The organism is Pseudovibrio sp. Ad26, assembly GCF_001623285.1.
GTDB classification, from domain to species: domain Bacteria; phylum Pseudomonadota; class Alphaproteobacteria; order Rhizobiales; family Stappiaceae; genus Pseudovibrio; species Pseudovibrio ascidiaceicola.
In genome coordinates this window covers 450,579-462,092 of the sequence record NZ_LMCE01000049.1, presented here as the reverse complement: position 1 = coordinate 462,092, position 11,514 = coordinate 450,579, and the positions used below count along the sequence as shown (strand labels likewise).

Genomic DNA, 11,514 nt, shown 5'->3' with positions numbered 1-11,514 from the left:
TTCTCAGCTGCAGCGCTGGCGGTCCTTGTGTATTGCCCCATTGTTCACTCCTAATCTAGTGATCATGGGCCAAAACACTCCATTACTCAAATCGATCGATTTGTCCATAAGGCGTCGCCGACAAACAGGCGTTTGGCTCTCTTTTACGCGGATCCTCTGGATCATCCGGGCGGCGGGCGATGGTAATTGTTAGCTTTTGAAGATCAACATCGCCTACCTTCAACTGAAGCATTCCACCTTCCCGAATGCCCGTGGTCACCAGGAGATTCACCAGCGCCCAGTTTCTTTGGCAAATGGTTTCGTTCTGCCAGATCTCCGTTGAGAATGAACTTTACAACCGATGATTATTCAACTTCTGAAAATGCAGCCCGTATCCGTGAGGAGCGCATTTTAACTTTATGCTCGCGCAGGAGGGTAATCATTTTTTTTCGGGCATTTGACAATGAACGCCTGTCGGCCGCTGGAACCTGGGCCTCACCAATACGGGCTATAAGATTTATGTATTCGATTGCTGTTGCGATACGCCGGTTCTTGGTGGCATTGATGACGCCATCACTTCGGGAAAAGCCAGCACCACGACGTATCTCAGCTACTGTGGTCGAGTTTAATCTCCGAAGCGCAGTCGTGGTAACGCCACATAGTTCTGCGAGCTCCGACACCTCTGAGAGGTCGATAAGCTCACCATTTTCAAGACGCTCATTCTGATCAATACCCATACGGATTGCGCACTGCCCCAAGTGAACCAGATCAGTCGCAACGGCACGCAAGGAAGCTGACGCTAAGCTTCTGCTGCGCTTTGAAAGGATTAAGCAGGTGGGATAATGGGCGGGCACGCCGTTGGCGTCGAGCACCAGCGGTAGGCGCTCGCCATCGGAGCGAACAAGGATCTGGACCGTCCAAAGATACCGCTCTCGAGTAACCATCAGATAAGAGCTCCCGTATAATTTTTTTGACAGGGTCGCTCATTCCAATAAGTGCAGCAATTCTGGAAGATTACGGGTCTAAAATACCGTTCCTTGATGTGAAAGTCGGATAATCAATCTTATGGAACTAATTTGATCGAACATCCCATGCTTGGGATCTGTTCTTCAGGTCCTCGACCTGTTTCTGCAATTAGCTGCATCGCGTCCAAAAGCTCAGTTTTGCGTCCGCTCGGATCGTTAAATCCTGCATCATCTAAACGACCACGATATTGTAATTCACCTTTATTGTTGAGACCAAAGAAGTCTGGCGTACAAACTGCACCATATGTCTTTCCTACTGTTTGGTCTTCATCAACCAGATAAGGAAACTCAAAGCCATACAGTTGCGAAAAGTCTTTCATCTTGCGTGGAGCATCTGCAGGAATCAAATGATAGCCATTGGACATCACTACTAAAACCCCAAAGCCTTCAGAGATGAGCATGCTGGTATCTGCCGCCAAACGATCTCCAACCGCCTGCACATAAGGGCAATGGTTGCAAATAAACGCAATCAGGAGCCCCTTATCACCAATACACTCCGACATAGTGGAACTATTTCCATCAGGGTCTTTAAGCGTAAAATCCGGCGCCTTCCAACCAAAGTCACAAACAGGAGTATTCAGAAGCACAATACGATCCTTTTAGGTCGTTGATCTGGATGAAGGTTCTCATAGATTGGTTTGGAATGTCTATTAGAACAACCAACCTATGAGTTCACACTTGCACTCTCGAGGTGCAGTTTTCTTATCCAATTTCAGTATGTACCAAAAGCAAAGCACTAACTTTTGCCAAACACCGATTAAAATTCACCCGCCTCTTCCAGTACCTTTCTTGCACTGCGGAAGCATTCTACTCCGGCGGGGACGCCGGCGTAGATGGCGACTATGTGGCAGGCGGCGCGGATTTGTTCTTTGGTGACGCCGTTGCGCAGTGCGCCTTTGCAGTGCAGCTCCCATTCGTGCATTTTTCCGAGAGCACCGATCATGGCCAGGTTCATCAGACTGCGAGTTGGTGCATCGATAGCGTCATCTCCCCAGCCGAAACCCCAGCACCATTCGGTCATGGCTTCCTGAAACGGACGATTGAAGTCATCCGCCTTTGCCAGGTTGGCTTCGACGTACTCAGCGCCAAGGGTGGATTTACGCTGTTTCAGGCCTTTTTCAAACCGGTCAGACATTATCATTTTCTCTCTTAAACGCTGATGCAGATATATTTCATCTCAACATAATCTTCGATGCCGTACTTGGAGCCTTCGCGGCCAAGGCCGGATTGCTTGACGCCTCCAAATGGTGCAACTTCAGTGGAGATCAGGCCCGTGTTGACACCTACCATGCCGTACTCCAACTCTTCTGCTACTTTGTAGACCGTGGAGAGATCATTGCTGTAGAAGTAGGAGGCTAGGCCGAACTCGGTATCGTTCGCTGCCGCAATGGCTTCATCAACTTCCTTGAAGCGGAACAATGGGGCGAGCGGGCCGAAGGTTTCTTCTCTTGCCACGTCCATCTCACTCGTCACATTGGCAAGAACGGTTGGCTCAAAGAAGGTGCCGCCCATGTCACTGCGCTCACCACCGCACACAATACTCGCACCGTTCTCAAGTGCATTCTTGATGTGGGATTCTACCTTTTGAACGGCAGCTTCTGTGATGAGCGGTCCGATGGTCACACCGGATTGGAAGCCATCACCAACACTCAGATTACGAACAGCATCTGCAAGTTTTTTGGCGAAGGCGTCATAAACACCATCCTGTACATAGATGCGGTTGGAGCAGACGCAGGTTTGGCCGGCATTGCGGAACTTGGAAATCAATGCACCTTCAACGGCCTTGTCCAGATCTGCATCATTGAACACGATAAACGGTGCATTCCCGCCCAGTTCCAGAGAGAGCTTCTTGATTTGGTCAGCGCTTTGGCGCATGAGAATGCGGCCAACATTTGTGGAGCCAGTGAAGCTGATCTTCTGGACAATGTCGTTGGTGCACAGCTCTTCACCAACGGCGACTGCATCCGTCGATGGCAGAATGCTCAGCACGCCTTTGGGAATGCCAGCCTGTTCTGCCAGCAATGCCAGCGCCAATGCGGAAAGAGGTGTTTCAGCAGCAGGTTTTACAATCATGGCACAACCAGCAGCCAGTGCAGGCGCAGCTTTGCGGGTGATCATGGCATTGGGGAAGTTCCATGGTGTGATAGCACCAACAACCCCGACTGGCTGCTTGATCACCATGATGCGCTTGTCTTCCTGATGCCCCGGAATAGTATCGCCGTAAACACGCTTTGCTTCTTCCGAAAACCATTCAATAAAGCTGGCGCCATAGAGGATCTCACCTTTTGCTTCTGCAACTGGCTTCCCCATTTCTGCGGTCAGGATAGCCGCGAGGTCATCAGCATTCTCAATCAACAAGTCGAACCAGCGCCTCAGAACCTGCGCACGGTCCTTGCCTGTGCGCTTGCCCCATGCTTTTTGCGCAGTCTTCGCGGCGTTGATGGCATCGACCACATCAGAGCGCGAGCAATCTGCAACATTGGCAATCAGTTCACCTGTAGAGGGGTTGTTGACTGCAAAGGTTTTCTGGCGCGAAACAAAGCTGCCATCGATATATGCACCGAATTGCAACAGGCTTGGGTTGTTCAGCTTTAGGTCCATGGCGACACCCTTTGTCTTTCATTGTTGTCACATCGGCATAGTCATCACGCCGGAAAAGAATGGGGACCAGATGTGGCCCCCATTCCGTTCATTTTCCGTTAAGTCGGATTAGGCTCGCAATTCACGGTCCAGCGCAGTTCCGTCCGGAGCAACCTCTTCATGAGGGTCTCTCACTGCACTTGAATCTTGCATGAGCGACTTCACAATTCCCCATGACATCAGAACCACAAGAGCACTGATCGGCAAGGCAGCCGCAATTGCAGCAGTTTGCAGAGCGGATAGTCCACCAGCCAACAAGAGCGCCGCAGCAACAACACCTTGAGCAACACCCCAGATCACACGGTGCTGTTTAGGTGGGTGTGCATTGCCCATAGACAGGATGGTCGTGATAACCAAAGTGCCGGAGTCGGACGACGTGATAAACCATGTCGCCAGCAAGAAGGTGGTGAGTGCTGCAATCAACCAGCTGATTGTACCATTAGAGGTCATCTGCTCAATGGTGCCATAGAGCGCGCCACCAAGGTTCCAGCTGTTGACGGTATCAATCAGACCTGCGGTACCAACACCGCCTGGTGCATTCATTTCGATGAACAGTGCATTGCCGCCAAAAATGGTGATCCAGAGGAAGGCCATCACGGTTGGCACAAGCATCGCGCCGAACATAAACTCACGAATGGTACGACCACGGCTGATGCGTGCGATGAACATGCCCACGAATGGTGCCCAGGAAAGCCACCAGCCCCAGTAGAACATGGTCCAACCGCCCTGCCATTTTACATCGCCCGGTTCACTTGCGGTCCAGAAGCCCATGGACAGGAAGTGGGACATGTAATCACCAACGGATGTGAGGAAGAAGCTTGCCAGCCACTGAGATGGACCCGCCACCACAAAGAACAGGATCAACAGCAGTGTAAGAGCGATGTTCCACTCGGAAAGAATACGAATACCCTTACCAATGCCAGAGACAGCAGACAGTGTCGCGATGATGGAAATACCAATAACCAGAGCAATCTGGGTAAGAGTGCCCGGATCGACACCAAACAGCACATTCAGGCCCTGTGCCATCTGGTTTACGCCAAGCCCCATGGACGTCGCGATGCCGAATACGGTGCCAAACACAGCAAGCAGATCAACAGCATGACCAGCCGGACCATAGATGCGCTCACCAAGGATCGGGTAAAGCGCGCTACGGAATGTCAGCGGCAGCTTTTTGCGGAATGAGAAGTATGCGAGGCAAAGACCGGTGATGGTGTAAATCGCCCAACCATGCAGACCCCAATGGAAGTTGGTCACGCGAACCGCATCTACTGCTCGGTCCATGTTCATTTCATTGTGGCCAGCCATATCCGCAAACGGGTTGTTCGGGTAACCCCAACCAGCGGAGTTGTCGAAGTAGAACAACGGCTCAGCAACACCAAAGAACATGATACCGATGGATACACTTGCGGAAAACAGCATTGCAAACCATGCAAAGTTGCTGAATTCCGGACGTGCATCATCATCACCCAGACGGATGGAGCCAAATCGGCTGACCATCAAGCCAATGCAAATGAAGAAGATGATCATGACTGAGGAGATGTAGTACCAGCTCAGCGCTGTTTCGACCCAGCTGCGTACCGCCCCGTACAGCTCACCAGCATAATCAACATTCAAAATCGTGAACACAACAAATGCCGCAACCATAGCCTTGGCCGCGATCGACATTCCGTTGTGCAAGCCCTTAAAGAGCCCCGTTTCGGCAACATTCAGATCTTTCTGAATGTGCTCTTTTTCGATAGCCATAGTTCCCTCCCAGGCTAAATTAATCGGACATTGTGTCCATGCCGGGTTTCATCACCGGCTTATCTCCAACCCCTGCTGAACAGGAGCTACGGATGGGGTTCTCCCTGTTCTCAACGCATAACGAATGGATCCGGTATCGGATCATCAGAGGTGCGCAACCAAACTGTTTTGACTGTTGTGTAATCCAAGGCTGCCTGCAGTCCGCCTTCACGGCCATGACCGGAAAGTCCCTGTCCACCAAACGGAGCGACAGGGGAAACTGCGCGATAGGTGTTCACCCACACGATGCCGGAGCGAATGCCCTTCACCATGCGGTGTGCCCGCGTCAGGCTTTGTGTGAAGATGCCGGAAGCCAGGCCAAATTTTGTGTCGTTCGCCATCTGCAGGGCTTCAGCCTCTGTCTCAAAGGTAAGAACAGAAAGCACCGGACCAAACAGCTCGGTTGTCACACAAGGAGCATTCGGCACCTCTGAGCAATCCAGAATGGTCGGTGGGAAGTAGAAGCCATCACGGTCGCAATCCACACCACCGGTCAGCACCGTCGCACCAGCTTCAACAGAAGCTTTGATCACTGCATTAATGTGATCGCGCTGGCGCTGACTGCACAAAGGGCCAACCTCTGTTGCCATATCCTGCGGATGTCCAATGACAACGGCTTCAGCTTTGGCCTTCAAACGAGCAAGAAACTCGTCCTTGATGCTTTTTGCAATGATCAGACGAGAACCTGCAACACAGCTTTGGCCTGTCGCTGCGAAAATGCCGGATATCTGCGCATTTACGGCGCTGTCGATATCAGCATCCTCAAACACGATAAACGGAGACTTGCCGCCCAGCTCAAGTGACGTGCTGGCAAGATTTTCCGCAGAATTGCGCACGATGTGCTTTGCCGTTTCCGGTCCACCAGTAAACGCGACATGAACCACGGACGGATGCGATGTCAGCACCTGCCCACATTCAGCACCAAACCCGGTGATGATGTTGACCACACCTTTGGGGAAACCAGCCTCTTCAATCAGCTTGGCAAACTCCAAAAGAGGCGAAGGCCCATCTTCTGATGCCTTCACGATCAACGTACAGCCGGCAGCCAATGCAGGACCGATCTTAACAGCAGACAGGAACAGCTGATTATTCCAAGGAACAATGGCAGCCACCACGCCAACAGGCTCACGGCGTAGCCAGACTTCCATGTCCGGCTTGTCGATTGGAAGGTGAGCCCCTTCAATCTTATCTGCCAAGCCAGCATAATACCGATAGTAGTCCGCCACATACGCCACCTGGGCAGATGTTTCGCGGATGATCTTCCCGGTGTCTTGCGTTTCCAACTGTGCCAGCTGAGGCGCATTCGCCTCAACCAGATCTGCCAGTTTGTAAAGCAGCTTGCCGCGCTGTGTTGCGGTCAGGTTGCTCCAGGCAGGATCAAAGAAAGCCCGCTCAGCTGCAGCAACAGCACGGTTTACATCCTCAGTCCGCGCCTCGGGCATTTCTGCCCAAGGCTGGCCTGTTGCCGGGTCCAGACTTTGAAATTGTGCTGAGCCATCTTCAAAACGACCATCGATATAGTGCTGGAAGCGTTTCATCATGCATCCTTTTGGAAAGCAGGCATCACTTCATTGATGAAGCGTTCAAGAGAGGCTTTCTTGCGCTCAAACGTCATGCCGCTATCAATCCAGAATGAGTATTCATCGTAACCAAGGTCTTCGTAGTGCTTGAGGCGCTCGATGACTTTTTCAGAGGTACCGATCACATTGTTGGTGCGCATCTGCTCTGCGCTGTAGAACGGATGGTTCGCAATATCTTCGTCACTGAGCGGCTCAATAAGACCCTGAGTGATTGGGCGTTCGTTCTTGAACCATGCACCAAAGTAGTTGTAGAAACGGTTGACCTCTTCAGCACCCTGCTGAACATCCGCTTCATCACCACCAACATAGGTGTGGCGCAGCAACATAATTTTCGGGCGTGGAACAGACGGGCTCTTCTCACAAGCATCGTTGAAGCGCTCCATGAGGCTTTCAACTTCATCGTCGTCGTTCCAAAGCGGCGTAACTTGCACGTTACAGCCATGTGCCACAGCGAAATCATGGGAGTTTGGATCACGCGCAGCAACCCAGACAGGTGGGTGCGGATCCTGCATTGGTTGTGGTGCAGATGTCGTTTTCGGGAACTGCCAATACTCACCTTCATGGGCATAATCGCCATCCCAGAGCATTTTGACGGCAGGAACCAACTCGCGCATGCGCTGACCAGCTTCCCACGCATCAAGGCCTGGGATCATGCGTTCATATTCAAAACTGTAGGCACCACGAGCAATACCCAGCTCAAGACGGCCATCCATAATGATATCCGCCATAGCTGCTTCGCCAGCCAGCTTGATTGGATGCCAGAAAGGGGCGATGACAGTTCCTGTTCCAAGACGTACATTTTCGGTCCGCCGTGCCAGATCTACAAGGTTGATGAAAGGGTTCGGCGCAATGGTGAAGTTCATGCCATGATGCTCACCAGTCCAGATCGCATGCATGCCGCCTTTGTCTGCAATCTCACAAAGCTGCAGAAACTCGTCATAGAGCTTTTGCTGGCTCTCATCGGCGGAAATGCGCTCAAGATGGATGAAAAGTGAAAATTTCATGGCTTACTCTCCCAGTGCGATTTTGCGCACTTCGCCGTTTTCATGATTCCCAAAATAGATGCCGAAATTGCCCTTCTGCGTCTCCTTCGCAAACCGGCCCAGCATTTTCTGTGTGGCAGCATCCTGCACGCGCGCCAGCACATCATCTGTCAGCGCAAGGAAGTTTCCAGACTGGCTGGCCCCTTCACCGGCTGAGCAATGGAAAGCCAGATGCTGGGCATTCGCTTCTTCATCTTCGTAGACGGAGTAAATGAAGCCGACAGAAGACGGGACGCCAATCTCTTCCAGTAATGCTGTAAGTTCTTTGGTTGGTGTGCCTTTGCTGACGTTGCGCGTTGGCAACCGCAGTTGTCCTGCATCATCTTCAAAAAACAGCACTTTTTTGTCTCGTTCCAAGAGAGCGCTAACAACGGTTTCGCTATCTACCTGAATAGAGCTGACTTCTTGTGTGGCAGTAAAATACGCACCACGAGCGTAACCGAGACCATTGGCAACGCCGGTCTCAAAGGCTTTCACTTCGCCAATCAAAATTGCATGGTCGCCCGCGTCCACCACATTGTGCATTGAGCAATCAAACCACGCAGCAACATCGGAAAGAACCGGCGACCCGTGAGGACCAACTTTCCAGTCAACAGTCGCAAAACGGTCTTCAACACGACTGGCAAAGGTGTTGGACACATCCTTTTGGGTTTCTGCCAGAATATTGACGGCGAAACCGGATGCCTCAGTCAACGCTTCATAATTGCTGGAGCTTTTCGCAAGACACACCAGCAACAATGGCGGATCAAGGGAAACGCTTGAAAAGGAATTTGCTGTAAAGCCGAGCGGCTCACCATCCTGCCCATGGGCTGTCACAACCGTAACACCGGTAAGGAATGTACCAAATGCATTCCTCAATGTACGTGGGTCCATCGCTGTCATCGGGTAGATCTCCCTTTCTATCCGTTTGTTCTTATTGGCTGTTTTAACCAGCTTGCCATTGCGGCGTTGACTTGTTCCGGTGCTGTCAGATTGACCATATGACGATGGCCTTCAATGATGCAGACCATGCCGTCCTGCGCTGCCTTGGCCATATCCACCGCCATTTCCTTGGTGGAGTTCGGATCACCATCACCCGTCAACAAAAGCGCCGGGCATCTGATCTCCTCCCATTTGTCAGCATAGGTCGCGTCCCCATGTGCAAATGCGTTGTAAGTGACTGCATAGCCAACCGGATCAACCTCCCGGAGCCAATTGCCGACTTTTTCTTTCGCCTGCTGATCTGCAGTGCTCTCACTAAACCAACGGCTCAAAGGGCCATCGATGTTGATGTTGCCCTCCGCGATTTCCTTTGCCCGTGCCTCCACAGCACTGCGAGCTTCAGGAGATCTGCGGTAAACACCGTTCAACAAAGCAACGCGTTTTACGCGTTCCGGGTACGTTGCTGCGTAACCACCGCTGATCAATGCACCCATGGAGTGACCAGCAAGATTCACCTGATCAAACCCAAGTGCTGAGATCGCTGCATGCAACCACGCCACATAGTCTTCCAGCTGAGAGCCTTGAGGAAGCGCAGTGCTTCCTCCATGCCCCGGCATGTTTACCGCAATAACCCGATGCGTTTTCGCAAAGTGCTCGATTTGCGGTTCCCAGGAAGCATCCTGCATGCCAACCCCGTGGACCAGCACAAGCGGCTCACCTTCGCCAACCTCACGGTAGCAAACTGTGCCCTTAGGATGTGACAGCTGCAGGGTTGTCAACGTCATGTCCCAGCTCCTTTAGGTCCTGATAACGATCACCAATCCGGTGGTGCGGGCGTCCTGAGAGTGACGCTCCCAGTGCGATGACGATTTCATCTGGACCCGGTGCATCCGGAATAGCAAGCTGAATGGTGAGATAGTGTGAACGGCGCCCACCGTCATTCTTGTCCATCAGCGGAATCATGATCGGAGCGTTTGCACCAGCGCGGGTGTTGCAGAACGCGAGATAGGTTTTGGCGCCAACAGCTTCACGGTAAAAATTGCCAAATTGCAGTGTGTGAATGAGCGCGGAGGCGTGCTCGACTTCACCATTCACACCAACAACAGCTGCCTTGCCGTAGCCTTCAACAGCCTCACCAGAACCTGCAAAGTTGATAATCATGTCCGTCAGCAGTTTGCCAACATCTGGTGCAACATCATGGATGCCCGGACGCAGATCTTCAACAAAGCCCTGCCCAGCCCATGGGTTTTTGACAACAGCAACTGCCGCAATCATCCGCAATGGGGTCTCTGCTTTTTTGCCACCTTCAATCAGCGTGTCTTCCACGTGAAGAAGTGTCTTGCGTATCTCTGCTGGCATTGGTCTTCCGTTCATTCCACTGTCAAATTCAATGGTGATAAGATGGTATACCATAATACCGAATGTCAATACCTTCTTGCGAATGAAGTCAACGCGAGCTAGATTGATGCCATGATCTCTACTGCAAATAATCCTTTGAAAATTGAGCGTCCCACTATGACGCTCCGCGATATGGCTCTTGAGAAAATGAGAGCCGCTATCATTGCCGGCCACTTCCAGTCAGGAGACCGCCTGGTCGAGCGTCCACTCTGCGATCAGCTTGGTGTAAGCCGTTCGGTTGTAAGGGAAACAATCCGATATCTTGAAGCGGAAGGCCTTGTTGAGATACTTCCAAACAAAGGCCCGATTGTTGCAAAACTGGATTGGGAAAACGCGCAACAGATCTACGAAATCCGCATGCTTTTGGAGACCAGTGCCGCACAAAAATGCGCAGAACTGGCCAAAGATGGGGATAAGAAAAAACTTGGCAAAGCACTCGCTCAGCTCAAGTTGGCCTACAGCAGTGGCGAAACAAACGACCTGTTTGAAGCAACAGCATTATTCTATCAGTGCATTTTCGAGATCAGCGGCCAAAACGTTGCCTGGGAAGTTGTTCAGCGGCTCAATGGGCGTATCAGCCGCCTGCGTGCGATGACGTTGGGCACCCGTGACCGTCATGATGCAGGGTATAAGCGGATCGAAAAAATCTTCTCTGCAATCGACACAAACGACCCTCAAGCCGCTGCAGCTGCCATTCAGTTACACCTGACGGAAGCCGCCAATATTGCCAAAACCCTTCTGACTGCAGAGCTGAGCAAAAGCGAAAAATAATGCCTAAAGCCTATTGGATTGCCCACGTCACAGTTACGGATGCGGACGCATACGCAAACTACACCCAGACTGCTCCAGCCGCCTTCCTAAAATACGGTGCCCGCTTCCTCGCCCGCGGTGGAAAAACAGAACACCTGGAGGGCACCTCACACCCCCGCAACGTGGTCATAGAGTTCGACACCATGGAACAAGCCCTGGCCTGCTACCACTCCCCAGAATACCAAGAAGCCAAATCCCACCGCAAAACCGCTGCCTTGGCAGACATTATGATCGTCGAGGGAATGGAGTAAGCTCCCCTACCCTCTCACACAAACCAGACCAGGCCTAGCCAGATCCAGAGGGGGGCTGGGACTATGGCCCAGATGAAGATGGCGG

Annotated in this window: 13 protein-coding genes; 2 read left to right on the top strand and 11 right to left on the bottom strand. The window is 51.9% G+C overall.

Annotation, left to right across the window (positions count from 1 at the left end; genetic code table 11):
- Positions 1-82: 82 nt before the first annotated feature.
- The 11 genes from PsAD26_RS29690 to PsAD26_RS11070 form a co-directional block, all read right to left on the bottom strand.
- Complete coding sequence (locus tag PsAD26_RS29690; RefSeq protein WP_193758281.1) at positions 83-232, bottom strand: hypothetical protein; 150 nt, start codon at positions 230-232, stop codon at positions 83-85.
- Between the two features lie 112 nt (positions 233-344).
- A complete protein-coding gene (locus PsAD26_RS29345) occupies positions 345-923 on the bottom strand; it encodes a hypothetical protein (RefSeq protein ID WP_063310427.1) in 579 nt (192 codons plus the stop codon).
- A 119-nt stretch (positions 924-1,042) separates the two neighbouring features.
- Complete coding sequence (locus PsAD26_RS11110) at positions 1,043-1,591, bottom strand: thioredoxin family protein (protein WP_063310426.1); 549 nt, start codon at positions 1,589-1,591, stop codon at positions 1,043-1,045.
- Between the two features lie 170 nt (positions 1,592-1,761).
- A complete protein-coding gene (locus PsAD26_RS11105) occupies positions 1,762-2,142 on the bottom strand; it encodes a carboxymuconolactone decarboxylase family protein (RefSeq protein WP_208985636.1) in 381 nt (126 codons plus the stop codon).
- 11 nt (positions 2,143-2,153) lie between these two features.
- On the bottom strand, positions 2,154-3,605 hold the full coding sequence (locus PsAD26_RS11100; protein WP_063310424.1) for an NAD-dependent succinate-semialdehyde dehydrogenase: 1,452 nt from the start codon (positions 3,603-3,605) through the stop codon (positions 2,154-2,156).
- Positions 3,606-3,713: 108 nt separating this feature from the next.
- Entirely contained in the window at positions 3,714-5,387 is a 1,674-nt protein-coding gene (locus PsAD26_RS11095; RefSeq protein ID WP_063310423.1) for a BCCT family transporter, read from the bottom strand.
- Positions 5,388-5,497: 110 nt separating this feature from the next.
- Positions 5,498-6,964 (bottom strand): aldehyde dehydrogenase, encoded by a 1,467-nt coding sequence (locus PsAD26_RS11090; protein WP_063310467.1) that lies wholly within the window; start codon positions 6,962-6,964, stop codon positions 5,498-5,500.
- Positions 6,964-8,010, bottom strand: a complete 1,047-nt coding sequence (locus PsAD26_RS11085; protein WP_063310422.1) for an LLM class flavin-dependent oxidoreductase — start codon at positions 8,008-8,010, stop codon at positions 6,964-6,966. Before PsAD26_RS11085 ends, PsAD26_RS11090 begins: the two co-directional genes overlap by 1 nt.
- Before the next feature lie 3 nt (positions 8,011-8,013).
- The gene (locus tag PsAD26_RS11080; protein ID WP_063310421.1) at positions 8,014-8,931 is read right to left on the bottom strand and encodes a flavin reductase family protein; all 918 of its coding nucleotides are present in this window, start codon (positions 8,929-8,931) and stop codon (positions 8,014-8,016) included.
- Between the two features lie 17 nt (positions 8,932-8,948).
- Positions 8,949-9,755: an alpha/beta hydrolase gene (locus tag PsAD26_RS11075; RefSeq protein ID WP_063310420.1), complete on the bottom strand. Its 807-nt coding sequence runs from the start codon at positions 9,753-9,755 to the stop codon at positions 8,949-8,951.
- Positions 9,721-10,329 carry an amino acid synthesis family protein gene (locus tag PsAD26_RS11070; RefSeq protein ID WP_063310466.1) on the bottom strand — a complete coding sequence of 203 codons (609 nt, stop codon included), beginning with the start codon at positions 10,327-10,329 and terminating at the stop codon, positions 9,721-9,723. The genes PsAD26_RS11075 and PsAD26_RS11070 overlap by 35 nt, the downstream gene beginning before the upstream one ends.
- A 111-nt stretch (positions 10,330-10,440) precedes the next feature.
- Between PsAD26_RS11070 and PsAD26_RS11065 the strand changes: the two genes are divergently transcribed.
- Entirely contained in the window at positions 10,441-11,139 is a 699-nt protein-coding gene (locus PsAD26_RS11065) for a GntR family transcriptional regulator (RefSeq protein WP_063310419.1), read from the top strand.
- Complete coding sequence (locus PsAD26_RS11060) at positions 11,139-11,429, top strand: DUF1330 domain-containing protein (protein ID WP_063310418.1); 291 nt, start codon at positions 11,139-11,141, stop codon at positions 11,427-11,429. Before PsAD26_RS11065 ends, PsAD26_RS11060 begins: the two co-directional genes overlap by 1 nt.
- Positions 11,430-11,514: the final 85 nt, after the last annotated feature.

Bases quoted from the DNA above. Each gene is read 5' to 3' on its own strand.
- PsAD26_RS29690 (WP_193758281.1), bottom strand. From the start codon at position 232: ATGCTTCAGTTGAAGGTAGGCGATGTTGATCTTCAAAAGCTAACAATT.
- PsAD26_RS29345 (WP_063310427.1), bottom strand. From the start codon at position 923: ATGGTTACTCGAGAGCGGTATCTTTGGACGGTCCAGATCCTTGTTCGC.
- PsAD26_RS11100 (WP_063310424.1), bottom strand. From the start codon at position 3,605: ATGGACCTAAAGCTGAACAACCCAAGCCTGTTGCAATTCGGTGCATAT.
- PsAD26_RS11095 (WP_063310423.1), bottom strand. From the start codon at position 5,387: ATGGCTATCGAAAAAGAGCACATTCAGAAAGATCTGAATGTTGCCGAA.
- PsAD26_RS11090 (WP_063310467.1), bottom strand. From the start codon at position 6,964: ATGAAACGCTTCCAGCACTATATCGATGGTCGTTTTGAAGATGGCTCA.
- PsAD26_RS11085 (WP_063310422.1), bottom strand. From the start codon at position 8,010: ATGAAATTTTCACTTTTCATCCATCTTGAGCGCATTTCCGCCGATGAG.
- PsAD26_RS11080 (WP_063310421.1), bottom strand. From the start codon at position 8,931: ATGACAGCGATGGACCCACGTACATTGAGGAATGCATTTGGTACATTC.
- PsAD26_RS11075 (WP_063310420.1), bottom strand. From the start codon at position 9,755: ATGACGTTGACAACCCTGCAGCTGTCACATCCTAAGGGCACAGTTTGC.
- PsAD26_RS11070 (WP_063310466.1), bottom strand. From the start codon at position 10,329: ATGCCAGCAGAGATACGCAAGACACTTCTTCACGTGGAAGACACGCTG.
- PsAD26_RS11065 (WP_063310419.1), top strand. From the start codon at position 10,441: ATGATCTCTACTGCAAATAATCCTTTGAAAATTGAGCGTCCCACTATG.
- PsAD26_RS11060 (WP_063310418.1), top strand. From the start codon at position 11,139: ATGCCTAAAGCCTATTGGATTGCCCACGTCACAGTTACGGATGCGGAC.